At 70.2% G+C, this 25,120-nt stretch carries 23 protein-coding genes and 3 pseudogenes; 16 read left to right on the forward strand and 10 right to left on the reverse strand.

Annotated features, from left to right (window positions below):
• Nucleotides 1–13: 13 nt before the first annotated feature.
• On the reverse strand, nt 14–487 hold the full coding sequence (locus tag AC3ETA_RS17870; protein ID WP_432193880.1) for an ATP-binding protein: 474 nt from the start codon (nt 485–487) through the stop codon (nt 14–16).
• Nucleotides 488–643: 156 nt separating this feature from the next.
• Here AC3ETA_RS17870 and AC3ETA_RS17875 point away from each other — a divergent pair, with 156 nt between their 5' ends.
• The 6 genes from AC3ETA_RS17875 to AC3ETA_RS17900 all read left to right on the forward strand — a co-directional run bounded on the left by AC3ETA_RS17875 (nt 644) and on the right by AC3ETA_RS17900 (nt 8,436).
• On the forward strand, nt 644–1,504 hold the full coding sequence (locus AC3ETA_RS17875; protein WP_432193881.1) for a helix-turn-helix domain-containing protein: 861 nt from the start codon (nt 644–646) through the stop codon (nt 1,502–1,504).
• Complete coding sequence (locus tag AC3ETA_RS17880) at nt 1,501–1,713, forward strand: DUF397 domain-containing protein (protein ID WP_432193882.1); 213 nt, start codon at nt 1,501–1,503, stop codon at nt 1,711–1,713. Before AC3ETA_RS17875 ends, AC3ETA_RS17880 begins: the two co-directional genes overlap by 4 nt.
• A gap of 69 nt (nt 1,714–1,782) precedes the next feature.
• Entirely contained in the window at nt 1,783–2,514 is a 732-nt protein-coding gene (locus AC3ETA_RS17885) for a DUF7873 family protein (protein WP_030967569.1), read from the forward strand.
• Between the two features lie 665 nt (nt 2,515–3,179).
• Nucleotides 3,180–6,302, forward strand: a complete 3,123-nt coding sequence (locus tag AC3ETA_RS17890) for a sacsin N-terminal ATP-binding-like domain-containing protein (protein ID WP_432193883.1) — start codon at nt 3,180–3,182, stop codon at nt 6,300–6,302.
• A gap of 185 nt (nt 6,303–6,487) precedes the next feature.
• Nucleotides 6,488–7,354 (forward strand): DUF5707 domain-containing protein, encoded by an 867-nt coding sequence (locus AC3ETA_RS17895; RefSeq protein WP_432193884.1) that lies wholly within the window; start codon nt 6,488–6,490, stop codon nt 7,352–7,354.
• A 191-nt stretch (nt 7,355–7,545) separates the two neighbouring features.
• Nucleotides 7,546–8,436 carry a hypothetical protein gene (locus AC3ETA_RS17900; protein ID WP_432193885.1) on the forward strand — a complete coding sequence of 297 codons (891 nt, stop codon included), beginning with the start codon at nt 7,546–7,548 and terminating at the stop codon, nt 8,434–8,436.
• A 67-nt stretch (nt 8,437–8,503) separates the two neighbouring features.
• Here the strand turns inward: AC3ETA_RS17900 and AC3ETA_RS17905 are convergent, their stop codons facing one another.
• Together AC3ETA_RS17905 and AC3ETA_RS17910 are read right to left on the reverse strand one after the other, a co-directional pair.
• A complete protein-coding gene (locus AC3ETA_RS17905) occupies nt 8,504–10,915 on the reverse strand; it encodes a cation-translocating P-type ATPase (RefSeq protein ID WP_432193886.1) in 2,412 nt (803 codons plus the stop codon).
• A gap of 104 nt (nt 10,916–11,019) precedes the next feature.
• Entirely contained in the window at nt 11,020–11,319 is a 300-nt protein-coding gene (locus AC3ETA_RS17910) for a DUF2530 domain-containing protein (protein ID WP_432193887.1), read from the reverse strand.
• Between the two features lie 118 nt (nt 11,320–11,437).
• Here AC3ETA_RS17910 and AC3ETA_RS17915 point away from each other — a divergent pair, with 118 nt between their 5' ends.
• On the forward strand, nt 11,438–12,889 hold the full coding sequence (locus AC3ETA_RS17915; RefSeq protein WP_432193888.1) for an NCS2 family permease: 1,452 nt from the start codon (nt 11,438–11,440) through the stop codon (nt 12,887–12,889).
• Between the two features lie 6 nt (nt 12,890–12,895).
• Here AC3ETA_RS17915 and AC3ETA_RS17920 read toward each other — a convergent pair whose 3' ends face one another.
• On the reverse strand, nt 12,896–13,078 hold the full coding sequence (locus AC3ETA_RS17920; RefSeq protein ID WP_432193889.1) for a ribbon-helix-helix protein, CopG family: 183 nt from the start codon (nt 13,076–13,078) through the stop codon (nt 12,896–12,898).
• Nucleotides 13,079–13,197: 119 nt separating this feature from the next.
• Here AC3ETA_RS17920 and AC3ETA_RS17925 point away from each other — a divergent pair, with 119 nt between their 5' ends.
• On the forward strand, nt 13,198–13,635 hold the full coding sequence (locus AC3ETA_RS17925; RefSeq protein WP_432193890.1) for a MarR family winged helix-turn-helix transcriptional regulator: 438 nt from the start codon (nt 13,198–13,200) through the stop codon (nt 13,633–13,635).
• Nucleotides 13,636–13,787: 152 nt separating this feature from the next.
• A complete protein-coding gene (locus AC3ETA_RS17930; RefSeq protein ID WP_432193891.1) occupies nt 13,788–15,143 on the forward strand; it encodes an MFS transporter in 1,356 nt (451 codons plus the stop codon).
• A gap of 15 nt (nt 15,144–15,158) precedes the next feature.
• Here the strand turns inward: AC3ETA_RS17930 and AC3ETA_RS17935 are convergent, their stop codons facing one another.
• Entirely contained in the window at nt 15,159–15,746 is a 588-nt protein-coding gene (locus tag AC3ETA_RS17935; protein WP_432193892.1) for a Uma2 family endonuclease, read from the reverse strand.
• Between the two features lie 115 nt (nt 15,747–15,861).
• Between AC3ETA_RS17935 and thpR the strand changes: the two genes are divergently transcribed.
• Nucleotides 15,862–16,434 (forward strand): RNA 2',3'-cyclic phosphodiesterase, encoded by a 573-nt coding sequence (gene thpR, locus AC3ETA_RS17940; protein WP_432193893.1) that lies wholly within the window; start codon nt 15,862–15,864, stop codon nt 16,432–16,434.
• A 217-nt stretch (nt 16,435–16,651) separates the two neighbouring features.
• Here thpR and AC3ETA_RS17945 read toward each other — a convergent pair whose 3' ends face one another.
• Entirely contained in the window at nt 16,652–17,509 is an 858-nt protein-coding gene (locus tag AC3ETA_RS17945) for an aldo/keto reductase (protein ID WP_432193894.1), read from the reverse strand.
• Between the two features lie 76 nt (nt 17,510–17,585).
• On the opposite strand from AC3ETA_RS17945, the pseudogene AC3ETA_RS17950 reads away from it, so the two are divergent.
• Nucleotides 17,586–17,666 (forward strand): annotated as a pseudogene (locus tag AC3ETA_RS17950) (helix-turn-helix domain-containing protein); the annotation flags it as partial.
• Between the two features lie 56 nt (nt 17,667–17,722).
• Nucleotides 17,723–18,712, forward strand: a complete 990-nt coding sequence (locus AC3ETA_RS17955; protein WP_432193895.1) for an aldo/keto reductase — start codon at nt 17,723–17,725, stop codon at nt 18,710–18,712.
• Nucleotides 18,713–18,857: 145 nt separating this feature from the next.
• Here the strand turns inward: AC3ETA_RS17955 and AC3ETA_RS17960 are convergent.
• The 3 genes and pseudogenes from AC3ETA_RS17960 to AC3ETA_RS17970 all read right to left on the reverse strand — a co-directional run.
• A pseudogene (locus AC3ETA_RS17960) lies at nt 18,858–19,010 on the reverse strand (aldo/keto reductase); the annotation flags it as partial.
• 50 nt (nt 19,011–19,060) lie between these two features.
• Nucleotides 19,061–19,645, reverse strand: coding sequence for a Uma2 family endonuclease (locus tag AC3ETA_RS17965; RefSeq protein WP_432193896.1), 585 nt, complete (start codon nt 19,643–19,645; stop codon nt 19,061–19,063).
• A gap of 125 nt (nt 19,646–19,770) precedes the next feature.
• Nucleotides 19,771–20,460, reverse strand: coding sequence for an SGNH/GDSL hydrolase family protein (locus AC3ETA_RS17970; RefSeq protein WP_432193897.1), 690 nt, complete (start codon nt 20,458–20,460; stop codon nt 19,771–19,773).
• A gap of 99 nt (nt 20,461–20,559) precedes the next feature.
• On the opposite strand from AC3ETA_RS17970, the gene AC3ETA_RS17975 reads away from it, so the two are divergent.
• Nucleotides 20,560–21,528: a WD40 repeat domain-containing protein gene (locus tag AC3ETA_RS17975; RefSeq protein WP_432193898.1), complete on the forward strand. Its 969-nt coding sequence runs from the start codon at nt 20,560–20,562 to the stop codon at nt 21,526–21,528.
• A gap of 277 nt (nt 21,529–21,805) precedes the next feature.
• Here AC3ETA_RS17975 and AC3ETA_RS17980 read toward each other — a convergent pair whose 3' ends face one another.
• A complete protein-coding gene (locus AC3ETA_RS17980) occupies nt 21,806–22,585 on the reverse strand; it encodes a TetR/AcrR family transcriptional regulator (protein ID WP_432193899.1) in 780 nt (259 codons plus the stop codon).
• 87 nt (nt 22,586–22,672) lie between these two features.
• On the opposite strand from AC3ETA_RS17980, the gene AC3ETA_RS17985 reads away from it, so the two are divergent.
• The 3 genes and pseudogenes from AC3ETA_RS17985 to AC3ETA_RS17995 form a co-directional block, all read left to right on the forward strand.
• Nucleotides 22,673–23,719: an ATP-binding cassette domain-containing protein gene (locus AC3ETA_RS17985; RefSeq protein ID WP_432193900.1), complete on the forward strand. Its 1,047-nt coding sequence runs from the start codon at nt 22,673–22,675 to the stop codon at nt 23,717–23,719.
• Entirely contained in the window at nt 23,716–24,537 is an 822-nt protein-coding gene (locus tag AC3ETA_RS17990; RefSeq protein WP_432193901.1) for an ABC transporter permease, read from the forward strand. The genes AC3ETA_RS17985 and AC3ETA_RS17990 overlap by 4 nt, the downstream gene beginning before the upstream one ends.
• A 203-nt stretch (nt 24,538–24,740) precedes the next feature.
• Nucleotides 24,741–25,120, forward strand: a pseudogene (locus AC3ETA_RS17995) (hypothetical protein); the annotation flags it as partial.

Below are 25,120 nucleotides of genomic sequence, written 5' to 3' on the forward strand. Positions count from 1 at the left end.
CGGTGGGGTTCTTTCACCGGCTTGTTTCCTTGAAGGGACGGCCCGTATCGCCGGAGCCCGCTTCCCCGGGTTCCGGTGAGAGATCGACTTCGGCCCAGACCGTCTTGCGCGGAGCCGCCCCCTGGCAGACGCCCCATCGGTCGGCCAGCGCCTCGACGATGGCCAGGCCACGGCCCGACTCCGCGTCGGAGGTGGGTCGTTCGGGGCGGGGCAGCCGGTCGGCGCGGGTGTCGGTGACCTCGATACGGACGGTGCCGCCGACGACGTAGAGCAGGATGCGGAAGTCCCGCCCGGGGACACGGCCGTGTGCGGCGGCATTGTTCGCCAGCTCCGCCACGATGTGCGCCGCCGGATCCAACGGCAGCCCCCAGCTGCGGAGTTGCTCGGTGGCCAGGAGGCGGGCGAGTCGGGCGCCGCGCGGGGTGGGGGACAGCTGCACGCTGAAGTTGCGGACGGGGGTGACGAGATCGGCGGATTGCTTGTTCACGTCACTCAGCGTGGTCGCGCGTGCTTACAGTGAACAGTGACTCGACGGGTACGTACGGTGACTGTCCGGAGCTTGTCCGGTGGTGTCCGGGCTGTCGGGGCGTTGGGTGTGGGTAGGGCGCTGCTGCATCGCGGCGGTACGACGGAGGGGCCGGGCATGACGGTGGAGCTCAAGACGGAGGCGGACGGGCCGGGTTGGGAGGTCGACCCGGACGACGAGTGGGGCGTGGCGGTCATCGCGACCGTCGGGCGGCAGCTGAAGCTGCGGCGCGAGTCGGTGGGGCTGCGGGCCGCGGAGTTCGGGGCGGCGGTCGGGTACGGCGAGGATCTCGTCTACAAGATCGAGGGCGGCAAGCGGATCCCGAGGCAGGAGTATCTGGACAGGGCGGACGAGGTGTTGGGGGCGGGTGGGCTCATCGCGGCCGCCTGGGAGGACATCAGGAAGGTCCGGTATCCGAAAAAGGTTCGGGAACTGGGGAAGTTGGAAGCCGCCGCGGTCGAGATCGGCGTATACGAGTGCAACATCATCGCGGGATTGCTGCAGACACCGGAGCACGCTCGTGCCGTGATCGAGGCGGCGCAGCCGCCCTACTCACCGGATGACGTGGAACGCATGGTGGCGGCTCGATTGGCACGACAGTCTGTCTTCGAAAGGGACCCGGCCCCGTCGGTCCACTTCGTCCTGGAAGAGGCGCCGCTGCGCCGACAGGTCGGGGGCACAATGGTGTGGCGGCAGCAGCTCGAACGCCTGCTGGAGGTGGGGCGGTTGAACAGCGTCTGGCTTCAGGTCATGCCGACGAACACCGAGCCGCATCCAGGACTGGACGGCAGGATCGAGTTGCTGAAGTTCCCGGACGGTACGGCGGTAGGGCGCTCCGACGGTAAGTTCAACGGGCGGCCTGTCTCTGACCCAAGGCAGCTTCGCATCCTTGAGCTGCGGTATGGCACGATCCGGGCGCAGGCCCTCCCACCGCGGGAGTCGCTGGCCTTCATCGAGAAACTGCTGGGAGAGACATGATGCGCAACGCCTCAGCGGGGGATGCCGCCGAGCTGGCTTGGTTCAAGAGCACCTACAGCGGCGGCACCGACGGCGAGTCCTGCGTCGAGATCGCGATAGCCCCCCGCACCATCCACGTCCGCGACTCCAAGTACCGCGACACCAGCCCCCGACTGGCGCTCGCGCCGCAGGCCTGGGCCGACTTCGTGTCGTACGCGTCGCGGGGCTGACCCCCTGAAAAAGGGGTGCGGGTGTTCGAGCTGGTGGGCTACGTTCCTGCCTGTTCGAAGGGGGACCACGTGACGAAGCTGAACCAGATCATCGCTGTCGAAAAGGGTGTCAAGAGCAAGTCGCTCCAGGACATCACCGCGGCGCACCACAAGGTGCAGAAGCCCGCCCTGCTGGCCGGTATCTCGCGTACGTACCAGCCGAAGGACGAGGAGGGCGAGCAGCTGCCGCCGGAGTCCACGCGCGTGCAGGTGCAGGCGGAGGACGTGCTGCGGGAGATGTCCGCCTCGCTGACCCGGCTGTTCGACGTGACCGCGACGAAGGACTGGGCCAACTGCTCGGCGCGCGCCGACGTCACGGTCGACGGACGGACGATCGTCGCCGACGTACCGGTCAGCTACCTCCTGTTCCTGGAGAAGCAGCTCACCGACCTGCACACCTTCGTCAAGAAGCTGCCCACGCTCGATGCCGCCGAGTCCTGGTCGCACGACCCGTCCACGGACTGGTGGAAGACGGACCCGGTCCGCACGATCCGTACCAAGAAGGTCCCGCGCAACCACGTCAAGGCGGAGGCGACCGAGAAGCACCCGGCGCAGGTCGAGGTGTACTACGAGGACGTGCCCATCGGGTACTGGACGACCGTGAAGTTCTCCGGGTCCCTCCCGGCGCGGCGGGTCAACGAACTGGTGGAGCGGGTCGAGAAGCTCCAGCAGGCCGTGAAGTTCGCCCGCGAGGAGGCCAATGGCGCGGAGGTCACCGACCAGCGGGTCGGCGACGCCGTGTTCGGCTACCTGTTCGGCTGACGCCGGCCGCGGGTAGCATCCACGATCGCCCCCGCGTGCGAGCGCGGGGGTGCGCAACAGGCGCGGGCCGGGATTGAGGACCGGTTCGCGCGATGAGCGCAAGCTGAAGCTGAAGTTCAGCCTGAAGAAGCGGTGACAGTGAAGGTTCGAATCCTTCCCCCGGCATGACGACGCCCGTCCGGGCCGGGGTAGCCCAATATGGCAGAGGCAGCCGCGATCAATCTCAGACTCTCGCTCCAGTCTCAGCATCGCCGCCGATCGCCGGATCGATCGAGGCCGGACGAACGCCGTCGGATGCGAGTTCGAATCTCGCCTGCACCTCTGGCCTGGTGCGGTAGTTCAAAGGAAGAACACGACGGCCTGATGACTGATCCGTCCTCTTAAACGCCGCCGGCGTGCGCAATTGGGTGGCATCCCCAGGGGCCCGGGAGCTGGATACGACTCCCGGGCTCCGCCACGCTCCGGCAGCGTGGCAGTCCCCGTCGGCGCTGTTCGAGCCTCCCACCGCCGTCAGCACGGCACCGGCAGTGCCAAGCGGTCATCGAGGCCCGGGACCCGGCAGCTGAGCCGGTCCGCGGCATGCCGTCCCGCAGCGGAGCCGGTGGGCGGCGCGGGCGGGTCCCGTGGGCGGTACCTTCATCATCACGCCGATGAGGAGAGTCAATGTGAGCAAGTTCGTGCGGCCCGCGGCCGAGGGCGCCGACCCGTTCGGTACGGCCCGTCTGCGTCGCGGCGTGCTGGATGCCTGGGCGACCAGTCCGGCCCGTTTCCGGGAGGACGCCAACGCCGAGGAGGACCTCGTCCTCGGCGGGTACCGGGACCGGCTCGTCGTCGAGCTGGCTCAGAACGCCGCCGACGCCGCGGCCCGTGCGGGGGTCGCGGGGAGACTGCGGCTGACGCTCCGGGAGGGCGTGCTCGTCGCCGCCAACACCGGCGCCCCGCTGGACGCCGCCGGTGTCGAGTCGCTGTCCACCCTGCGCGCCTCCGCCAAGCGGGACTCCGCCGCCGTCGGCCGGTTCGGCGTCGGGTTCGCCGCGGTCCTCGCCGTCACCGACGAGCCCGCCGTCGTCGGGCGGCACGGCGGTGTGCGGTGGGCGCTCGCCGAAGCGCGGGAGCTCGCCCAGGAGACCGCGCGGCACAGCCCGGGGCTGGGGGACGAGATCCGGCGGCGGGACGGACACGTGCCGCTGCTCCGGCTGCCGTTCGCCGCCGAGGGCACCGCCCCCGACCCGTACGACACGGCCGTCATCCTCTCCCTGCGCGACAGTGCCGCCGCCGACCTCGCCGAACGCCTGCTGAACGCCGTCGACGACGCGCTGCTGCTCGCCCTGCCCGGTCTGGAAGAGGTCGTGATCGAGGTCGGGGACGGCGAGCCGCGCACGCTGCGCCGCCGCGTCGACGGCCCCTTCACCGTCGTCGAGGACTCGCTGGCCGGCGTCACCCACTGGCGGACGTCCGCCGCGCACGGCCCGCTCACGCCCGAACTCCTCGCCGACCGGCCCGTGGAGGAGCGGCTGCGCCCCCACTGGTCGCTGACCTGGGCCGTGCCCGTCAACGCCGCCGACAGCACGCCCGACCGGCCCCGCACCGCCCCGGTCGTGCACGCGCCGACGCCCAGCGACGAGGCCCTCGGCGTCCCCGCCCTGCTCATCGCCTCCTTCCCCCTCGACACCACCCGCCGGCACGCCGCGCCCGGCCCGCTGACCGACTTCCTGGTGCAGCGCGCGGCCGACGCCTTCGCCGAGCTGCTCGCCGACTGGCGCCCGGTCAGCGAGGGCGTCATCGGCCTCGTGCCCGGCCCGCTCGGCAAGGGCGAGCTGGACGGGGCCCTGCGGCAGGCCATCCTGGAGCGGCTGCCGCGTACGTCGTTCCTGCCGCCCGCTGTCGAGCCGCGCGAGGTCGACTCCGAGCTGCCCGAGTCGCTGCGGCCCCGGGACGCCGAGGTCGTCGAGGGCGCCGGCGCCGACACCGTGCGGGTGCTGGCCGAGGTGCTGCCCACGCTGCTGCCCGCCGGGCTCGAACGGCGGGTGGAGCTGCGCACCCTGGGCGTCGCCCGCGTCCCGCTCACCGACGCGATCGACCGGCTCGCCGGGCTGGAGAAGGAGCCCGGCTGGTGGCGGCGGCTCTACGACAGCCTCGCCGGCGTCGACCCGGACCGGCTGTCGGGGCTGCCCGTGCCGCTCGCCGACCGCCGCACCACCATCGGCCCCCGCCAGATCCTGCTGCCCACCCCCGACGCGGCCCGGGTCGAACCCGGGACCCTGGCCCGCCTCGGCCTCAAGGTCGCCCACCCGGACGCCGCGCACCCGCTCCTGGAGAAGCTCGGCGCGCTGCCGGCCACACCCCGCGCGGTCCTCACCACGCCCCAGGTGCGCGCCGCGGTCGCCGCCTCCCTCGACGACGACGGCGGGCTGAGCTGGGAGGAGGACGCGCCCGACGCCGAGGAACTGGCCGACACCGTCCTGGCGCTGGTGCGCGACGCGGGCCTGGAGCCCGGCGACGAGCCGTGGCTGGGCGCCCTCGCCCTGCCCGACGAGGAGGGTGAGCTGGTGCCGGCCGGTGAGCTGGTCCTGCCCGGCAGCCCCTTCGCCGAGGTCATGCGGGAGGACGAACTCGCCGCCGTCGACGCCGAACTGGCCGAGAAGTGGGGCGAGCAGCCGCTGGCGGCCTGCGGCGTCCTCGCCAACTTCGCCCTGGTCCGCGCCACGGACGTCGTCCTCGACCCGGACGAACTGGAGCCCCGCGAGGGCGACTTCGCCGAGCCGGACGACGCGGGGCTGCTGGACGCCGTCGACGTCTGGTGCGAGGACATCCTCGACCGGTTCCCGGACACGCCCGTGCCGCCGGTCGCCACCGAGCTGATCGCCGTACGCGACCTGGACCTGGTGGACGACGACAAGTGGCCCCAAGCCCTCGCGCTGCTCGCGCAGCCGCCGCTGCGGGACGCGCTGACCCAGCAGGTGCGGATCCTGCTGCCGGACGGCACGCACGAGGTCGTACGGCCGTACACGGCCTGGTGGCTGCGGGGGAACCCGGTGCTGGACGGCCGCCGTCCCGCGGGCCTGCTCGCCTCCGGCGGCGACCCGCTGCTGCGCGGGCTGTACGACGAGGCCGACGCGACCGGCTTCGACGACGAGCAGGTGCTGCGGGCGCTCGGCGTGCGGACCTCCGTCGCCGCGCTGCTCGACGAGCCGGGCGGTGCCGCCGAGCTGCTGGACCGGCTCGCCGACCCGGAGCGTGCCGTGACCTCCGCCCAACTGCACGCCCTCTACGGCTCGTTGGCCGATCTGGACCCCGAGCAGGTGACCCTGCCGGACGAGCTGCGGGCCGTCGTGGACGGGCGGGTCGAGGTGGTGGACGCGGCGGACGCGGTGGTCGTCGACTCGCCCGACCTGCTGCCGTTCACCGCGGGTGTCCCGTTGCTCCCGGTCCGGCCGGCGCGGGCCGCCGAACTGGCCGAACTGTTCCAGGTGCGGCGGCTGAGCGAGTCCGTCACGGGTGAGGTGGACTCCGAGGGCACCGAGCACGACGTACCCGAGTCGGTACGGGTGCTGCTGGGGGCGCGCACCCCCGCGTCGTACGTCGAGCACGAGGAACTCGTCGTGGACGGCGTCGAGATCGACTGGCGGCTCACCGACGACGGTGTGCTGCACGCGGCGACCCTGGAGGGCGTCGCCGCGGGGCTGGCCTGGGCGGCGGGGCAGTGGCCCCGGCGGTTCGAGGTCGCGGCGCTTGTTGAGGACCCGTCGCGGACGGGGGAGCTGGCGCGCGACCGCTGGTTCGACTGAGGCGGAGGGGTACGGGCCCTGACCGAAGGGCCCGTACATATTTTCTTCACATCCCGTACAACCTTTCGTCGCCATCGCCGATCTGATCATCCGAGCCAACTGGCTCCACGATCATTTGGGCCCGATCGGCGACGAACCGCACGGAACGAACGCGGCCGGGCCCCCTTCTCCTCCTGGAGAAACGCATGCGCATTCGAGCCACCGTGGCCGCCGTCTCCGGCGCCCTGGCCCTCTCCGCCCTGGCCGTTCCGGTCGCCCAGGCCGGCAATGACAGCGACGTGAGCGCGCACAGGACGAGCGCCGCCGAGCGTTTCGGCAGCTCCCAGAACCGGTCGGCCTTCAGCGCGGCCGCCGCTGCCGAGGCACTGCCCGTCGTGTCCAAGGTGACGGTCAACTCCGGCAAGGCCGTGGCCGTCGGCACCACGTACGCCAAGACCTTCACGGTGTCGGTGACCGCCAGCCACGCCACCGGCATCCAGGACGCCTACGTCGACCTGTGGCACGGCACCGACGTCGAGACCGACATCGACGGCCTGCTGATGCCGAACGAGGAGGCCGCCACCTGCACCGCCTCCAGCGCCACCACGTCGACCTGCAAACTCACCATCACGGCCGCGCCGGGCACCGACCTGTACATGAACGCCCTGGCCGGCACCTGGCACGTGACCGCCGGCGCGCTCGCGGGCGACGGCAGCATCTACTGGAACGACCTCCACGCGACCCACAAGGTCCAGCGCTACTCGAAGCTGACGGTCAACGCCTCGCCGGAGCCGGTGAAGAAGGGCAAGACCATCACCGTCACCGGCAAGCTCTCCAGGGCCAACTGGGATGACTTCAAGTACCACGGCTACACCAACCAGTCGGTGAAGCTGCAGTTCCGCAAGAAGGGCAGCAGCACCTACACCACCCTGAAGACCATCAAGTCGAACTCGACGGGCGAGCTGAAGACGACCGTCACCGCCTCCACCGACGGCTACTTCCGCTACAGCTTCGCGGGCACCACGACCACCCCGGCGGTCAACGCCACGGGTGACTTCGTCGACGTGCAGTAGTCCGTACGCCAGGCCGTGCGTCACGAACTCCCGGGAGCCGTCCGGGGGTTCGTGACGAAGGTCACGAAGATTCCCTGCCGGCGAGACAACCGCCAACCCCGGTCGCGTATCTGATCACACGGGTCAACAGGCCTCACGATCACCGGGCCCCGACGTGACCAGCGGGGCCCCTTTCCGTACCAGGGGAACGCATGCGCATCAGAGCCACCGTGGCCGCCGTCTCCGGCGCACTGGCCCTCTCCGTCCTCGCCGTCCCGGCCGCCCAGGCCGACGACTCCGGCGCCTCCCGCGCGGACGTCGCGAAGGTGCGTCAGGCCGCGTCCGCCAGGGCCGCGGGCAAGCCGTACGCCCTGAACGTCTCCTTCTCCAACTTCAAGATCGCCAAGGCGGTCAAGGCCGGCACGACCAAACACGTCGCCACCACGGTCACCTACACGCTGACCCACGGCGCGGAGGTCGACATCACCGACCGCGACTTCGTCACCGACCCGATCATCTACCGGGGTTCCTACACCGCGCCGGAGAACATGCTCTACGGCAACAAGCCGGCCAAGTGCACCGCGACGAACGCGACCACCGCCACCTGCAAGGGCACCATCGACGTCTACCCGGGCGACCACGAGCTGCGCAACACCGACGCCGGTACCTGGCGGGCCGCCGCCGAGGCCACCGCGTTCAACGGCCAGGACCCGGCGGGCGAGACCTTCGACATCACCAAGGTCGGCTACAAGGGCCGGAGCGGCCTGGGCAGCACGCTGATGCAGCGCTTCTCGAAGCTGACGGTCAACGCCTCGCCGGAGCCGGTCAAGAAGGGCAAGACCATCACCGTCACCGGCAAGCTCTCCCGGGCCAACTGGGATGACTCCAAGTACCACGGCTACACCAACCAGTCGGTGAAGCTGCAGTTCCGCAAGAAGGGCAGCAGCACCTACACCACGGTCAAGACCGTGAAGACCCATGCGGCCGGCAACCTCAAGACCACCGTCACCGCCACCCGGGACGGCTACTTCCGCTTCACCTTCGCCGGCACCACGACGACTCCGTCGGTCAGTGCGAAGGGCGACTTCGTAGACGTCCGGTAGGACAACCCCCAGGGGTGCGGGGAACTGCGCGACCAGCCACAGCGGACGCGCAGCGACCCGCGGTGCTTCACCTGCCGGAGCCCGGCGCAGCGGGCCGGCGATCGACCCAGCGCCACGCGAACTCCAGGACGACCGCCGCCCCCGCCGAGATCCCCACCGCGATCCACGGCATGGTCACCCCGACCAGCTTCAGCGCGAAGAACTCCTGAAGCCAGGGCACCACCAGCACCAGCAGGAACCCGAACCCCATCGCGGCCACCAGGGCCGTGCGCCACCAGGTGTAGGGCCGGGCGATGATGGCCAGCACCCACATCGAGATCAGGAAGAGCGTCAGCGTGGCGACGCTCGTCTCGGCGTCCAGCGAGCCCTCGCCCGTGTAGTAGTGCCGGGCGATCAGATACGTCCCGAAGGTCGCCACCGCGGCCACCACCCCACCCGGGATCGAGTACCGCATGACCCGCCGTACGAAGTGGGGCCGTGCGCGTTCCTTGTTGGGCGCGAGAGCCAGGAAGAACGCGGGGACGCCGATGGTGAGGGTGGACAGCAGCGTCAGATGGCGCGGCAGGAACGGGTACTCCACCTGCCAGAACACCACCATCAGGGCCAGCAGCACCGAGTAGACCGTCTTGACCAGGAACAGCGTCGCCACGCGGGTGATGTTGCCGATGACCCGGCGGCCCTCGGCCACCACCGACGGCAGCGTCGCGAAGCTGTTGTTCAGCAGCACGATCTGCGCGACGGCCCGGGTCGCCTCCGACCCCGAGCCCATGGCCACGCCGATGTCGGCGTCCTTCAGGGCGAGGACGTCGTTCACGCCGTCGCCGGTCATGGCGACGGTGTGCCCGTGGGACTGGAGCGCGCCCACCATGTCCTGCTTCTGCTGCGGGGTGACCCGCCCGAACACGGTGCCCTCGTCCAGGGCCGTCGCCATCGCGTCCTTGTCGCGGGGCAGCGTGCGGGCGTCGACGGTCCTACCGGTCAGGCCGAGCTTGCTCGCCACCGCCCCCACGGACACCGCGTTGTCCCCGGAGATCACCTTGGCCCGGACGTCCTGGTCCGCGAAGTAGCGAAGGGTGTCGGCGGCGTCCGGCCGCAGCCGCTGTTCGAGTACGACGAGGGCGGTGGGCCTCGCTCCGTCGGCCACCTCGGGGTCGCCGAGGTCGCGGCGGGCCCGGGCCAGCAGCAGCACCCGCAGCCCCTGCTCGTTGAGGCGATCGATTTCGGCCAGGGCCGGGTCGTCGGCGGGCAGCAGCACATCGGGGGCGCCGAGCAGCCACGTGCCGGCCTCGCCGTCGCCCCCGCTGAACGTGGCGCCGCTGTACTTGCGGGCGGAGGAGAAGGGCAGCGACTCGGTGCAGCGCCAGTCCTCGGCGTCCGGGTAGGCGTCGATGATGGCCTTCAGGGAGGCGTTCGGGCGGGGGTCGGCCTCGCCGAGGGCGCCGAGCACCTTGCCGACGTACGCCTCGTCGCTGCCGTTCAGGGGGCGCAGCTCGGTGACGTCCATGCCGCCCTCGGTGAGGGTGCCGGTCTTGTCCAGGCAGACGGTGTCGACGCGGGCGAGGCCCTCGATGGCGGGCAGCTCCTGGACGAGGCACTGCCGGCGGCCGAGGCGGATGACGCCGATCGCGAAGGCCACGGAGGTGAGCAGCACCAGCCCCTCGGGGACCATGGGCACGATGCCGCCGACGGTCCGGGCGATGGAGTCGTCGAGGTCCTTGTTCTTCACCACGAGCTGAGTGATGATCAGGCCGATCGCGGCCGGGACCATCATCCACGTCACGTACTTGAGGATGGTGGAGATGCCGGAGCGCAGTTCGGAGGAGACGAGGGTGAAGCGGGACGCCTCCTCGGCGAGCTGGGCGGCGTAGGCCTCGCGGCCGACCTTGGTGGCCTGGAAGGCGCCGCCGCCCGCGACGACGAAGCTGCCCGAGAGGACCGGGTCGCCGGGCTGTTTGACGACCGGGTCGGCCTCGCCGGTCAGCAGCGACTCGTCGATCTCCAGTCCGTCGGTCTCCACGCACACACCGTCCACCACGGCCTTGTCGCCGGGCCCGATCTCGATCAGGTCGTCCAGCACGATGTCCGAGGTGGCGACCTGGGCGGCGACGCCGTCCCGCCGCACGGTGGGCCGGGCCTCGCCGATCACCGCGAGGGAGTCGAGGGTCTTCTTCGCCCGCCACTCCTGGACGATCCCGATGCCGGTGTTGGCGAGGATCACGAAGCCGAACAGGCTGTCCTGGATCGGCGCGACGAACAGCATGATCAGCCAGAGCACGCCGATGATCGCGTTGAACCGGGTGAAGACGTTGGCGCGGACGATCTCGGCCATCGAGCGGCTGGAACGCACGGGCAGGTCGTTGATCTCCCCCCGCGCCACCCGCTCGGCCACTTCTGCGGCGGTCAGCCCGCCCGACGCCACCTGGACGGCGGCAGGTTCCACGGGGTCGCCCACTTCGGTGCCCGCGTCGGCATGCGTCATGCATTCGACGGTACGTGCGGACTTACGCCTTCACCCGCCGAGTGCGCGGAAGTTCCGACTTGGGGAGGACGGGGTGTCGTGCCCTGGTTGTAGGGCGGGGTACCTCAGGACGACTGGGGTTCGCCGGTCGTTTCCCTGGGCTCGGCGGGAGCGGCGGCGGCGCGCTTGAGAGCCGCGTCGCGCCGGCGGACGTACCAGATGCCGATCAGTCCGAGTCCGCCGCCGGCCAGGCAGGTCCACACCCACCAGGTGTGGCCGTGGTCGTCGAACCAGCCGTAGAAGGGGAGCTGCACGAGGAAGAGGACGAACCAGATGATCGTGCCGCCGACGATGGTGGGGACCACCGGCCCCTCCAGGGGCTCCGGCGCCTCGTGCTTGATGGGTCCCGTGAAAAATCCGGCCATGGGGGACAGCTTACGAGGCGATCAGATCTACGCGCGGAGATAGCCGTTCGAGGCTTTATATGTTCATACTGAAACGGTTTGTGTCTGACCACTTCTCTTCGTAGGAAACACCAAAAGCATGCCCACCTCGGCTCCTGCCAAGGCCCCCACCCCTGAACAGCCGGGAGCCGGGCCCACCTACGGCGCACTCGACCGCTACTTCAAGATCTCCGAGCGTGGCAGCACGCTGTCCCGTGAGGTCCGCGGCGGTTTCGCCACCTTCTTCGCGATGGCGTACATCATCGTGCTGAACCCGATCATCCTCGGCAGCGCGAAGGACATGTACGGCCATCAGCTGGACAACGGCCAGCTGGTCACCGCGACCGCCCTGACGGCCGCCTTCACCACGCTGCTGATGGGCGTCATCGGCAATGTGCCGATCGCGCTCGCGGCCGGTCTGGGCGTCAACTCGGTCGTCGCGCTCCAGCTCGCGCCCCGGATGTCGTGGCCGGACGCCATGGGCATGGTGGTCCTGGCCGGCTTCGTGGTCATGCTGCTGGTCGCCACCGGTCTGCGCGAGCGCGTCATGAACGCCGTGCCCTACAGCCTGCGCAAGGCCATCTCCATCGGTATCGGCCTGTTCATCATGCTGATCGGCCTCGTCGACTCCGGCTTCGTCTCGCGCATCCCGGACGCCGCCCACACCACGGTCCCGCTGCAGCTCGGCGCCGACGGTCACCTCAACGGCTGGCCGGTGCTCGTCTTCATCCTCGGCGCGCTGCTCACCCTCGCGCTGATCGTGCGCAAGGTCCCCGGCGCGATCCTCATCTCGATCGTCGCGATGACCGTGCTGGCCGTCGTCATCGAGGCCGTCGCGAACGTGCCGTCCTGGGGTCTGACGACCCCGAAGTGGCCCGGCAACCCCTTCGACAGCCCCGACTTCGGTCTGATCGGTCAGGTCAGCCTGTTCGGCGGCTTCGGCAAGGTCGGCGCGCTGACCGGCGTGCTGTTCGTCTTCACCGTCCTGCTGTCCTGCTTCTTCGACGCCATGGGCACGATCATGGGCGTCAGCGACGAGGCGAAGCTGACCGACGCCCAGGGGCAGATGCCGGGCATCAACAAGGTCCTGTTCGTCGACGGTGTCGCCGTCGCCGCGGGCGGTGCCAGCTCCTCCTCGGCCACCACGGCCTTCGTGGAGTCCACGGCCGGCGTCGGCGAGGGCGCCCGTACCGGATTCGCGAACGTCGTCACCGGATCCCTGTTCGCGGTGGCGCTGTTCCTCACGCCGGTCGCCACCATGGTCCCGTCCCAGGCGGCCACCCCCGCGCTGCTCGCGGTCGGGTTCCTGATCCTGGCGAACTCCGTCAAGGAGATCGACTGGGCCGACTACACGCTCTCGATCCCGGCCTTCGTGACGATGGTGATGATGCCGTTCACCTACTCGATCACCAACGGCATCGGCATGGGCTTCATCACCTTCGCGGTGCTGCGCCTGGCCGCCGGGCGGGGCAGGGAGGTGCCGGTGGCGATGTACGTCGTCGCCGCCGTCTTCACCTTCTACTACCTGATGCCGGCGCTGGGCCTGACGTAGCAGGGCTCAGGTGAGGCCGTAGAACTTCTCGGTCTCGTCGACGGCGGACTGGAACCGCTCGTCGAAGTCATCACGGATGAGCGTCCGGACCACATAGTCCTGGACGCTCATTCCTCTTTTCGCCGCATGCTCCTTGAGTCGCTCGAGCAGCTCGTGGTCTATCCGCAGGCTGAGCACGCTGGTCCCCATGGACACGAGGGTCGCGGCACACGCCGGTCCGGTGTGTCACGTTCCGCCACTGGATCACCCGGATGAGTGACACCGTACCGAGTGGTCTTTAGTCAGGGTAATGAGTTACTCTAAAGAACATGTCGGACCTTACCCATGGCGACGACGGTGCCGCCGTGAACTCCCTGCGCTCCGCCGTGATGCGACTGTCGCGCCGGCTCAAGCACCAGCGGGTCGACGAGTCGCTGAGCCCCACCGAGATGTCGGTGCTGGGCACCCTCTCCCTCTGCGGCAAGGCCACCCCCGGTGAGCTCGCCCGCAAGGAGCACGTCCAGCCGCCGTCGATGACCCGCATCGTCGCGCTGCTGGAGTCCAAGGGCCTGGTCCGGCTGGAGCCGCACCCCGAGGACCGGCGCCAGAAGGTCGTCACGAAGACGGAGCAGGCCGAGACGATGCTCGAAGAGAGCCGCCGCAAGCGCAACGCCTTCCTGGCCACCCTGGTCGAGGGCCTGGACGAGGACGAGTGGGCGAAACTGCGCGCCGCCGCCCCCGTGCTGGAGAAGCTCGCGCATCTGTAAGCAGTCGTCGCACGTGCCTGAGCCGCAGGGGCGCGCCGGTGTCGAGAGGCCGAGCGCGCGGAGGCCCGAAGGGCTGAGCACGGGCGGGCTCCCGACACCGGCTGAAAGCGCCCCGGAGGCGAAGGCGCATTCGAAAGAGGAGGCGAACACTTTTGAGTTCGGGACCCGGAGCAGATTCCGCACCCGCACCGACCGCACCCACCACCCCCTCCGGCCCCCGCAAGTCCTCGATGTTCAGCTCGCTCAAGGTCCGGAACTACCGGCTGTTCTTCCTCGGCCAGGTCGTCTCCAACACCGGCACCTGGATGCAGCGCATCGCCCAGGACTGGCTGGTCCTCAGCCTCACCGGCTCCGCCACGGCCGTCGGCATCACGACGGCCCTGCAGTTCCTGCCGATGCTGCTCCTCGGCCTCTACGGCGGCGTCCTCGTCGACCGGCTGCCCAAGCGCCGCACCCTGCTCTTCACCCAGTCGGCGATGGCCCTCACCGGTATCGCGCTGGCCGTCCTCACCCTCACCGGGCACGTCCAGGTCTGGCACGTCTACCTGGCCGCCTTCGCCGTCGGTCTCGCGACCGTCCTCGACAACCCGGCCCGGCAGTCCTTCGTCTCCGAGATGGTCGGCCCCGACCAGCTCCAGAACGCGGTCAGCCTGAACTCCGCGAACTTCCAGTCGGCCCGGCTGGTCGGTCCCGCCGTGGCCGGCCTGATGATCACGGGGGTCGGCACGGGCTGGGCGTTCCTCGCCAACGGGCTGTCCTTCGTGGCGCCCATCGGCGGTCTGCTGCTGATGCGGGCGCGGGAGCTGTACCCCGTCCGGCGGGCGCCGCGCGGCAAGGGGCAGCTGCGGGAGGGGCTGCGGTACGTCGCCGGGCGCCCGGAGCTGATCTGGACCATCGTCCTGGCCGGGTTCGTCAGCACCTTCGGCTTCAACTTCCCCGTCTATCTGTCCGCCTTCGCCGACGACGTCTTCCACGCGGGCGCCGGCTCCTACAGCCTCTTCAACACGCTGATGGCGGTCGGCTCGCTGGCCGGAGCCCTGCTCGCGGCCCGGCGCGGCACGGCCCGGATGCGGGTGCTGGTCGCGGGCGCGGTGGCCTTCGGCACGATGGAGATCGTCGCCGCGTTCGCGCCCTCGCTGTGGCTGTTCGCCCTGCTCATGGCACCGATCGGAATGTTCGGCATGACGGTGAACGTCACCGCCAACTCAAGCATCCAGATGGCCACCGACCCGAGCATGCGGGGCCGGGTGATGGCCCTGTACATGATGGTGTTCATGGGCGGAGCCCCGCTGGGCGCACCGATCGCCGGCTGGATCACGGACGCGTACGGCGTCCGGGCGGGACTGGCGGCGGGCGGCGCGATCACGGCCGCGGCCGCCGTGACGATCGCCCTGGCCCTGGCCCGGGTTGGCGGCCTTCGCCTGTCGGTGGGCTGGAACCAGGGCCATCCGTACGCACGCTTCGTCCCCCGGGAACAGCGGGAGGAGCAACTGGCGCCGGCGGCGTAGGAGGGCGCGCCCGGGTCAGTCGCGGGGGAACTCGTCGGTCTTGAGGGTGAGGCCGACCGGGGTACTGGTCAGGTTGATGTCCTCGCCGAAGCAAAAGCTGACGTCGCTGTGGTACTTGCCGTCCTTCGGCAGGCTGTGCAGATGCCACTCGCCGGTGTACGGGTCCACGATCAGGTACACCGGCACTTCGGCCGTGGCGTAGGTGTCCTTCTTCGGGCCGTAGTCGTTGCCGGCGGTGTCCTTGGAGATGACCTCGGCCACGAATTCGACGTCCTGATAGCGCCAACGGCCCTTGCTGTCCTTCACCGACCTCTCGGCCATGGCCGCAAGGTCGCAGGCGAAGCCGTTCAGATGCCCGGGGAAGTCGATCCGCACGTCCGATGCCAACCGCTTGCGGGGGTACTTGGCGCGCAACTGCTCCGCGATGTCGAAGATGATTTCCCAGTGGTTCTGCCGCTGCGGTGACATGAAGATGTTTCCCCCGACGATCTCGACCTTCGTACCCTCGGGGATGGGCATCTTCTCGAGGCACTCGAACAAGGTGTCCAGAGTCAGCTCGCCGCTCTCCTCGGCCATCTCGATCCTGTCGTCAAGGACGGTCATCGTGGCGCTCCTGCCCGGCTGCCGCCCGGTGACGGCCAGCCGCGCAGTACAACGATACGCACGGTGACCGGGTCACGGGTGGGCGTACGCGCGTTCGGGGATGAGACTGGACGCCATGAGACTCTTCGCCGCCGTGCTGCCACCGCAGGACGTGACCAGTGAACTGGCCGCCGAGGTCGCCGAGTTGCGGAAGCTCCCCGGCGCGGACGGGCTGCGCTGGACCGGCCGCCCCGGCTGGCACTTCACCCTCGCCTTCTACGGCGAGGTCGACGACGACCTCGTCCCCGAGCTGTCGGAGCGGCTTCAGCGGGCCGCCCGGCGCACCGCCCCCTTCCCGCTGGCCCTGCGCGGCGGCGGGCAGTTCGGGCACGGGCGGGCGCTGTGGGCGGGCGTGGCGGGCGACCTGGAGACCCTGCGGCTGCTGGCGGACCGCAGCGAGGCCGCGGCGCGCAGGGCCGGGGTCCCGATGGGTGACCACCGCCGCTACAAGCCGCACCTCACGGTGGCCAGGAGCCGGTCGGCGGTGGACGTACGCCCGTACCTGACCGCGCTCGACGCGTTTGCCGGCCGCACCTGGACGGCGGACGAGCTGGTGCTGATGCGCAGCAGCCTGCCGGCGTCCGGCGTCCCCGGCGAGCAGCCCCGCTACGAGGCACTCGCCCGCCGGCCGCTCGGGGGCGCCGGTTAGGCTCGAAGGCGTGGACCCGAAAACCCGGAACCGGATCATGGCCGGTGCGCTCGTGCTGATGTTCGTGCTGGTGGCGCTGGCGGCGGCCCTCGGCAAGTGACCGAGCGCCCCCGCCGCGCCCGCGCGCTCGCCCCCCGCGCGCTCGCCCCCCGCGCGCTCGCCCCCCGCGCGCTCGCCCCCCGCGCGCTCGCCCACCGGGCGAACGCCTCGGGCTCACCTACCAGGCGAACGCCTCCGGAGACGGCCCGGGCCCAGGGAAGATCTCGTCCAGCCCGGACAGCAGCTCGTCGCCCAGCTCCAGCTCGACCGCCCGCAGCGCGGACTCCAGCTGCCCCGCGGTGCGCGGGCCGACGATCGGGCCCGTCACGCCCGGACGGGTGAGCAGCCAGGCCAGCGCGGCCTCGCCGGGCTCCACGCCGTGCTTGTCGAGCAGGTCCTCGTACGCCTGGATCTTCGCGCGTACGGCCGGGTCGGCCAGCGAGTCGGCGGCCCGCCCCGAGCCGCGGCGGCCGCCCTCGACTTCCTTCTTGATCATGCCGCCGAGCAGTCCGCCGTGCAGCGGCGACCAGGGAATGACTCCCAGCCCGTACTCCTGCGCGGCCGGGACGACCTCCATCTCGGCGCGGCGCTCGAAGAGGTTGTAGAGGCACTGCTCGCTGACCAGGCCGATGGTGCCGCCGCGCCGGGCGGCGGTCTCGTTGGCCTGGGCGATCTTGTAGCCGGGGAAGTTGGACGACCCCGCGTAGAGGATCTTGCCCTGCTGGACGAGGACGTCGATCGCCTGCCAGATCTCCTCGAAGCCGGTGGCCCGGTCGATGTGGTGGAACTGGTAGACGACGATGTGGTCCGTCCGCAGCCGCTTGAGCGAGGCGTCCACGGCGCGGCGGATGTTCACCGCCGACAGCTTGTCGTGGTTGGGCCACGCGGCGGCGCCGTCCGGGGCTATGTTGCCGTACACCTTGGTCGCGAGGACGACCTTGTCGCGCCGCTCGCCGCCCTTCGCGAACCAGTTGCCGATGATCGTCTCGGTGCGGCCCTTGTTCTCGCCCCATCCATAGACGTTGGCTGTGTTCAAAGATCAATTTTGACGCCATGATCCGAACTGCATACCGTCACCCCTTGTGCGCGATGCGTGACACAGGAAGGCGAAGGGAGAGAGCGTCAGTGCCATCGCCAAGGCTCTGGGCGTCTCCCGGGCCACGCTGTACCGGCACCTCGGAGACGACTCCTGACGGCGGAACCTGATGCCCTTGCCTGGAGCGGACTCGAAGCAGTTGGCTTGTGGCCCATGAAGTACATCCAGCTCGGACGCACCGGACTCAAGGTCAGCCGACTCGTTCTCGGCACGATGAACTTCGGTCCGCAGACAGACGAGTCAACCAGCCACGGCATCATGGACGCCGCTCTCGACGCGGGTCTGAACTTTCTGGACACGGCCAACGTCTATGGGTGGGGTGAGAACAAGGGCCGCACCGAGGAGATCATCGGAACTTGGTTCGCCCAGGGTGGCGGGCGGCGCGACAAGGTCGTCCTCGCCACCAAGGTGTACGGGAACATGGCGGGCGACGGGGACGTCTGGCCCAACCACGACAAGCTCTCCGCGGTGAACATCCGACGGGCCGTCGACGCCTCCCTCAAGCGGCTGCAGACCGACTACATCGACATCTACCAGTTCCATCACATCGACCGGTCGACGCCGTTCGAGGAGATCTGGCAGGCGATCGACGTCCTGGTCCAGCAGGGCAAGATCCTCTACGCGGGGTCGTCCAACTTCCCCGGCTACAAGATCGCCCAGGCCAACGAGACCGCCGCCCGGCACGGCCGCATGGGCCTGGTCAGCGAGCAGTGCCTCTACAACCTCGCTGAGCGCCGCGCCGAGATGGAGGTCATCCCGGCCGCGCAGGACTACGGCCTCGGTGTCATCCCCTGGTCTCCGCTGCACGGAGGACTGCTCGGCGGCGTCCTCAAGAAGGAGGCCACACAGGGGCGCCGGGCGAGCGGCCGCGCTGCCGACGCGCTCAAGGACACCAAGACACGCGAGCAGATCCAGGCGTACGAGAACCTCCTCGACAAGCACGGCCTTGAGCCCGGTGAGGCGGCACTGGCCTGGCTGCTGACCCGCCCCGGCGTCACCGGCCCGATCGTCGGCCCTCGCACGCAGGAGCAACTGGACTCGGCGCTGCGCGCCCTACAGATGGAGCTGAGCGAGGAACTGCTGACGTCTCTGGACGAGATCTTCCCCGGTCCCGGACCGTCTCCCGAAGCCTTCGCATGGTGAGGTAGCGGGTCTGTGTCGGAGTCGTCGCCTTCTGCTTGCGTTCCAGGCGAGTGGGAGGCGGCGGCTTCGTCGTTTCCGCTCGGGGTCCGCAGGAGCGGTGAGCGTCAGCGATGCGCTGCTGCGGAACCTGGCGTCAAAATCGCCGGTTGGCGGTGTCGAAGAAGTTGATGCCGGCGTCCAGCGCCGCGTCCATGATCGCGTGACTGTCCGCCTCGTCCGTCTGCGGACCGAAGTTCATGGTGCCGAGGACGAGCCGACTGACCTTGAGTCCCGTGCGTCCGAGCTGCGTGTACTCCATGGAGTGCACGCTAGCCAGGTGGAGTGCGCTCTAGGCAAGCGACTTGAGTGCTAGGCGCGGGGGAACGTGGCCGTGTCGAGGGTGAGGTCGAGGAGGGTGTGGGTCAGATCCATCCGCTCGCCGAAGTCGAACCTGGAGTCGGTGCGGTACTCGCCGTCCTTGGGGTCGGTGAAGAGGTGGCAACGGCCCTGGTAGGGATCGGCGATGAGGTAGACGGGAACCCCGGCGTCCGCGTACGCGGCCTTCTTCGGGCCATAGTCGTTCATGCCGGTCCCGCGGAAGATGACCTCGGCGACGAACTCGACGTCCTCATGGCGCCAGCCGCGCTCCGGGTCGCGTTCCGCGTCGTCACGCAGCTTCATCACGTCGGGGCAGAAGCCGTTCTCGAAGCCGGGGAAGTCGATGCGTACATCCGTCTTCACGTTGATGTCCCTGCCGAACCTGTCCTCCAGCGCGTGGATGATCCGGCGAGTGATCTCCCAGTGCGTGTCCCGCTGCGGCACCATGTGGGCGGCCCCCTCGACCACCTCAGCTTTGTATCCTTCGGGGACCATCCGCTCAATCAGCTCGAACCACTGGTCGAGGTGCTGGGCGTTGTCGTCGGCCATCTCGATCCTGTCTTCCAGGACGGTCATCGTGGCGCTCCTCCCCGGCTGCTCCGCACGAGTGCAGCCGCGCGGTACAACGATACGCACAGTGACCGCGACACGGAGAGGAAGCTCACATGCGTCGCGGCCATCGACGATCCCGCCGGCGGCCGTCAGACGGAGTCGTTCTCGTACGGTTCGCCCAGGTCCCATGCCTGGTACATCGCCTCCGCGAAACCCTGGGCGATCTTGTGCTCGCCGGTCGCGTTGGGGTGGGTGCCGTCGTAGGTGTCGAGGTGGATGTCGTACGAGGGGGGCGGGGAGGCCAGGAGCAGGGGGGAGCGGGGCTCGTCCAGGTCTGCGACCGTCTTCGCCAGCAGTTCGTTGAAGCGGGCGACCTCGGCGGCGAAGGGCGCGTCCGACTCGGCGCGCACGTTCGGGATCACCGGCATGACCACCATCCGCACCCGCGGGTTCGCCGCCCGCGCCGCGGCCACGAAGTCCCGCGCGTTGTCCGCCGTCTGCTCGGCGTTGGTGTAGAAGCCCAGGTCGATCAGGCCCAGCGAGACCAGCAGCACATCGGCCCGGCACGAGCGCACCGCCTCGCCGATCAGCGGCGCCATGTGCAGCCAGCCCTCGCCCCAGCCGGCCAGATGGGCACGGGGGAACGCCGGGTCGCAGTCGGCGTACTCGTACGACGTGGGTGAGTCCGCCGCCTTGTCGTACAGCGTCTCGCGCGGCCCGACGAGGGCGAAGGGGCCGCCGTAGGAGTCGCGCAGGTGCTGCCACATGCGGTAGCGCCACGTGTGTTCGCCGGCGCTGCCGATGGTCATGGAGTCGCCGACGGGCATGAACCTGAGCATCCGCTCATGATGGACGATCGCTACCTGTCGGTAGTGGCGGGCGGGGTGTGAAGCCTGCCACGCCGCCCGAACGGCCGGAGCGGATGGCAGGCTTGGGGCATGCGCCGACCGCTCGCCATTCTCGCCGGAGTCCTGCTCACGGGTGCCTTCACGCTGCCCGCCTCGGCCGCCCCCGGGGACGAGGACTTCACGATCAAGGACCCCCGCATCACGGAGTCCAGCGGCCTGGCCGCCTCACGTCAGCACCCGGGCATCTACTGGACGCACAACGACCAGGACACCGGCGCCTACCTCTACGCCGTCGACAGCAGCACCGGCGAGACCGTCGCGACGATCACCATGACGGGCGTCGGCACCCCGCGCGACGTGGAGGCGATCTCCATGGGCCCGGACAACCAGCTCTACGTCGGCGACATCGGCGACAACGACGGTGTGCAGTGGCCGTACGTCTGGATCTACCGCCTGCCCGAGCCCAAGACGCTCAAGGACCAGACGATCCGGGCCACCCAGTACGTCGTGAAGTACACCGACGGCACCCGCGACGCCGAGTCGATGGTGGTGCACCCCAGGACCGGCCGGGTCTACATCATCGACAAGCACGAGGACGGCGGGCACCTCTACGAGGGTCCGGCCGAGCTCTCCCCGTCCGGCACGAACGTCTTCAAGCCCACCGTCCCCGTCGACATGTGGGCCACCGACGCCGCGTTCTCCCCGGACGGCCGCACCCTCGCCGTACGCGGATACCTCGGCGGCATCGCCTACGACTGGAACGGCGGCAAGCTCAAGCGGCTGGAGCGCATCAGCGTGCCGCTGGGCCAGGGCGAGTCCGCCAGCTACTCGCCCGACGGCACCAAGCTCATGCTCGGCATGGAGGGCGCCGGCAGCACGGTCGTCGCCGAGGACGCCCCCGGCGCCGCCGGATCCTCCGACTCCGCCACGGGCAGCGGCAGTTCGGCCTCCGCCGACGACGGCGACGCCTCCGGCAGCAACCTCAAGATCGGCGCCGTCGCCCTGGCCGCCGCCTGCGTCGTGCTGTTGGGGCTGCGGCGGCTGTTCCGGCGGAGGTGACGTGCACGGGTGACGTGCACGGGTGACGGGCGCGCGTGGGCAGGCTCGCGCCGACGGGTCCTCGGCAGGGGCGGGTGCGGTTCCCGGCGTACACGCTGGAGGACCGCCGTCGACTCCCGGCGTACACGCTGGAGGACCGCCGTCGACCGGTCGCCGTCGGGCACCGGCCGGGTGCCCGTTGGGGGCAGCAGGTGTCCGTCGAGGCGGAGGACCACACTCGCGTCAGGCTCCGGCTCGCCGGGCACGAGGCGCCCTGCGCGAGCGTGCCCTCGGATGCCTACGTCTCGTTGGCGCGGCGCGTCACGAAGACCTCCAGGCCGTCCAGGATCCGCTGCAGGCCGAACTCGAAGTGGTCGAAGTCGGGGCCCCAGGTGTTCTCGTCCAGGGACGCCATGAGGGGGAAGCGGCCGGACGCCAGGACCTTCTCCAGCATCGGGGTCTGGGCCTCCCAGAACTCCGTGTCCGTCAGGCCGGTCCGGCGCTCCGCCTCGCGCTGGTACAGCTGGGTGCGCGCGGCCCCGACGACATACCCGTCGATCATGATGATCGCCGAGACCAGCTCGGGGTCGGACAGGCCCATCGGCTTGATGCGGGTGAGCACCTTCTCCATGCCGTCCAGGGCGCTCGGGCCGAGGATCGGGCGGGACTGGTTGACCCGGAGCAGCCAGGGGTGGCGCTGGTACAGGGCGAGGGTCGCGCGCCCCATGGCCGCAAGCGCCGAACGCCAGCCGCCGTCGCCGAGGTCGGCCGGGTTCTCGGAGGGCCGCTGCACGCGGTCCAGCATCAGGTCGAGCAGCTCGGCCTTGCCGGGGAGATAGCGGTACAGCGACATCGTGCCGGTGCCCAGTTCGGCCGCGACCCGGCGCATCGACACCGACTCCAGGCCCTCGGCGTCCGCGACCCCGACGGCCGCCTCGACGATCTGGTCCAGCGTCAGCGTCGGCTTCGGCCCGCGGCTCGGCCGCCGGCCGGTGTCCCACAGCAGCTCCAACGTGCGGACGATGTCGCCGCTGCCGCTGGTCTCCGTACCGCTGGTGCCGCCCTTGCCGCTCGTCATGCACTTCAGCTTAAGTCCTCCGGGAAAAACTGAGTACGGCGTACGCGTAATCGGGTACGGTGTACTCAGTTACCGAAAGGGGGACCCATGGACCACGGGCACGACGACGGATACGCGGTACTGGCCGAGGGGTTGGAGAAGCGTTACGGCGACAAGCGCGCCCTCGACGGCTTCGGCCTGGCCGTCCGCGAGGGCACGGTGCACGGCCTGCTCGGCCCGAACGGCGCCGGCAAGACCACCGCCGTACGCATCCTGTCCACGCTGGTCAGGCTGGACGGCGGCCGGGCGAGGGTGGCCGGGCTCGACGTGGCCCGGCAGCCGCGCGAGGTACGGGCACGCATCGGGCTCACCGGGCAGTACGCCGCCGTGGACGAGGTGCTCACCGGCCGGCAGAACCTGGAGATGTTCGGCCGGCTCTTCCATCTGGGCGGCAGGCGGGCCAAGTCGCGCGCCACCGAGCTGCTGGACCAGTTCGACCTGACCGACGCCGCCGACAAGGGCGTCGGCGGCTACAGCGGCGGCATGCGGCGCCGCCTCGACCTCGCCGCCTCGATGATCCTCGCGCCGGCCGTGCTCTTCCTGGACGAGCCGACGACCGGGCTCGACCCGCGCAGCCGCGGTGAGGTCTGGGATTCCGTACGGGCGCTGGTGGCGAGCGGCACGACCGTGCTGCTGACCACCCAGTACCTGGAGGAGGCCGACAAGCTGGCCTCCCGTATCACCGTCATCGACCAGGGGCGGGGCATCGCCGACGACACCCCGGACGGGCTGAAGAACCTCGTCGGCGGCGACCGTGTCGAGGTCGTGGTCGCGGAGCGGTCCGACATCCCGCGGGCGGCGAAGGTGATCGCCCGGGTCTCGGACGGCGAACCCGAGACGGAGGAGGGCGAGTTGCGGGTGCACGCGCCCGTCATCGACCGGGTGTCCGCCCTGACGGAGGTCGCCCGCACCCTTCAGGACGAGGGCGTCCAGGTCGAGGACATCGGGCTGCGCAGGCCGAGCCTCGACGACGTGTTCCTGCGGCTGACCGGGCACCGCGCCGAGAAGGCGGACGGGGCGGGGGAGCTCGGGAGTGCCGGGAGTGCCGGCAAGGCCGGGCAGGCCGCCAACACCGAGAAGGAGGCTGTCGTATGACCGCCGTCGACCTGACCGTCCCGGCCACCCGCGGCCGCACGTACTGGGCCCTGGCCGACGTGTGGAACATCGTCCGGCGCGGCCTGACCCACTATCAGCGTCAGCCGGTCAACATCGCCTGGCAGCTGGGCTTCCCGATCCTGTCCGTCCTCCTCTACGGCTATGTCTTCGGCAGCGCGATGAAGGTGCCGGGCGGCGGGGACTACATAGACTTCCTGATGCCGGGCATGTTCGTGATGACCATGGCCTTCGGCTTCATCAACACCGCGACGGTCGTCGTCTACGACTCGACCAAGGGCGTCATCGACCGTTTCCGCTCGATGCCGATGTCCTCCTCCGCGGTGGTCGCCGGGCGCGGGGTGACGGATCTGATCATCGCCTGCGCGGAGCTGGCGATCATGATGCTGACCGCCTTCGCGATGGGCTGGCGCCCGGACGGCGGATTCGGCTTCCTCGGTGCGTTCGGGCTGCTGCTGTGGCTGCGGTTCGCGCTGATCTGGATCGGGGTGTGGCTGGGCCTGCTGGTGCCGAACCCGGAGGCGGCGGGCGGCCTGTTCGCCGTGGCCTTCCCGCTGACGATGATCTCCAGCATCTTCGTCGCGCCGCAGCTGATGCCCGACTGGCTCGGCTGGGTGGCGGCCTGGAACCCCGTCTCGTCCACCGCCGCGGCCGCCCGCGACCTGTTCGGGGCACGGGCCGGGGGCGGGGACTCCTGGGTCGAGCAGCATGCGCTGCTGATGGCCGGGGTGTGGCCGGTGATCCTCACGGCGATCTTCCTGCCGCTGGCGGTACGGAGGTTCCAGAAGCTGAGCCGGTGACGACCGGCGTGCTGAGGCCGGCCGACGTGCCCAGTGGCGCGGAGGCCGGTCGCCGAACCAAGCGGCGCGGAGGCCGGTCGCCGTACCAAGTGGCGCGGAGGCCGGTCGCCGTACCAAGTGGCGCGGAGGCCGGTCGCCGTACCAAGTGGCGCCGGGGCCCTTGACGTGTTCATGGTCCGGCTCGCGATCGCCGGAGGAGACTGATGGCCGTGTACACCCCGCACTTTCCCGGCCTCGGCAGCGTGATGGAGGAGACGTGGATTCAGGTCCGCTCCGACGGTGAGGCGAAGGGCAAGGGCAAGGCCAAGGCCAAGGGCAAGGGCAAGGCGGAAGGCAAGGCGGAAGGCAAGGTCGAGGACATTCTTCAGGTTCCGGAAGTGCGCGGTATCGAGGTCTCCGACGCCGTCCGGGAGCGGGTTATGGCCTGCGTCGAGCTGGAGTTGCCGGGAGTCTGGTTCGACCGCTCCCTGACCGTGGAGAGTGCCGCAGAGCTGTTCGCGGACCCTGACCGGCCCACGCCGGTATGGCGAAGGGCGCCCGGCGGTAGATCGCCGGGCGCCCTTCGCATGTGGTGGGAGAAGTG

The organism is Streptomyces sp. bgisy027, from assembly GCF_057710365.1.

What these genes read in the sequence shown, in the direction of transcription:
- AC3ETA_RS17980 (WP_432193899.1), bottom strand. Translation starts at nt 22,585, where the DNA reads ATGACGAGCGGCAAGGGCGGCACCAGCGGTACGGAGACCAGCGGCAGC.
- AC3ETA_RS17910 (WP_432193887.1), bottom strand. Translation starts at nt 11,319, where the DNA reads ATGGCCGGATTTTTCACGGGACCCATCAAGCACGAGGCGCCGGAGCCC.
- AC3ETA_RS17975 (WP_432193898.1), top strand. Translation starts at nt 20,560, where the DNA reads ATGCGCCGACCGCTCGCCATTCTCGCCGGAGTCCTGCTCACGGGTGCC.
- AC3ETA_RS17990 (WP_432193901.1), top strand. Translation starts at nt 23,716, where the DNA reads ATGACCGCCGTCGACCTGACCGTCCCGGCCACCCGCGGCCGCACGTAC.
- AC3ETA_RS17895 (WP_432193884.1), top strand. Translation starts at nt 6,488, where the DNA reads ATGCGCATTCGAGCCACCGTGGCCGCCGTCTCCGGCGCCCTGGCCCTC.
- AC3ETA_RS17955 (WP_432193895.1), top strand. Translation starts at nt 17,723, where the DNA reads ATGAAGTACATCCAGCTCGGACGCACCGGACTCAAGGTCAGCCGACTC.
- AC3ETA_RS17880 (WP_432193882.1), top strand. Translation starts at nt 1,501, where the DNA reads ATGATGCGCAACGCCTCAGCGGGGGATGCCGCCGAGCTGGCTTGGTTC.
- AC3ETA_RS17935 (WP_432193892.1), bottom strand. Translation starts at nt 15,746, where the DNA reads ATGACCGTCCTTGACGACAGGATCGAGATGGCCGAGGAGAGCGGCGAG.
- AC3ETA_RS17925 (WP_432193890.1), top strand. Translation starts at nt 13,198, where the DNA reads ATGTCGGACCTTACCCATGGCGACGACGGTGCCGCCGTGAACTCCCTG.
- AC3ETA_RS17970 (WP_432193897.1), bottom strand. Translation starts at nt 20,460, where the DNA reads ATGCTCAGGTTCATGCCCGTCGGCGACTCCATGACCATCGGCAGCGCC.
- thpR (WP_432193893.1), top strand. Translation starts at nt 15,862, where the DNA reads ATGAGACTCTTCGCCGCCGTGCTGCCACCGCAGGACGTGACCAGTGAA.
- AC3ETA_RS17900 (WP_432193885.1), top strand. Translation starts at nt 7,546, where the DNA reads ATGCGCATCAGAGCCACCGTGGCCGCCGTCTCCGGCGCACTGGCCCTC.
- AC3ETA_RS17905 (WP_432193886.1), bottom strand. Translation starts at nt 10,915, where the DNA reads ATGACGCATGCCGACGCGGGCACCGAAGTGGGCGACCCCGTGGAACCT.
- AC3ETA_RS17965 (WP_432193896.1), bottom strand. Translation starts at nt 19,645, where the DNA reads ATGACCGTCCTGGAAGACAGGATCGAGATGGCCGACGACAACGCCCAG.
- AC3ETA_RS17875 (WP_432193881.1), top strand. Translation starts at nt 644, where the DNA reads ATGACGGTGGAGCTCAAGACGGAGGCGGACGGGCCGGGTTGGGAGGTC.
- AC3ETA_RS17915 (WP_432193888.1), top strand. Translation starts at nt 11,438, where the DNA reads ATGCCCACCTCGGCTCCTGCCAAGGCCCCCACCCCTGAACAGCCGGGA.
- AC3ETA_RS17985 (WP_432193900.1), top strand. Translation starts at nt 22,673, where the DNA reads ATGGACCACGGGCACGACGACGGATACGCGGTACTGGCCGAGGGGTTG.
- AC3ETA_RS17920 (WP_432193889.1), bottom strand. Translation starts at nt 13,078, where the DNA reads ATGGGGACCAGCGTGCTCAGCCTGCGGATAGACCACGAGCTGCTCGAG.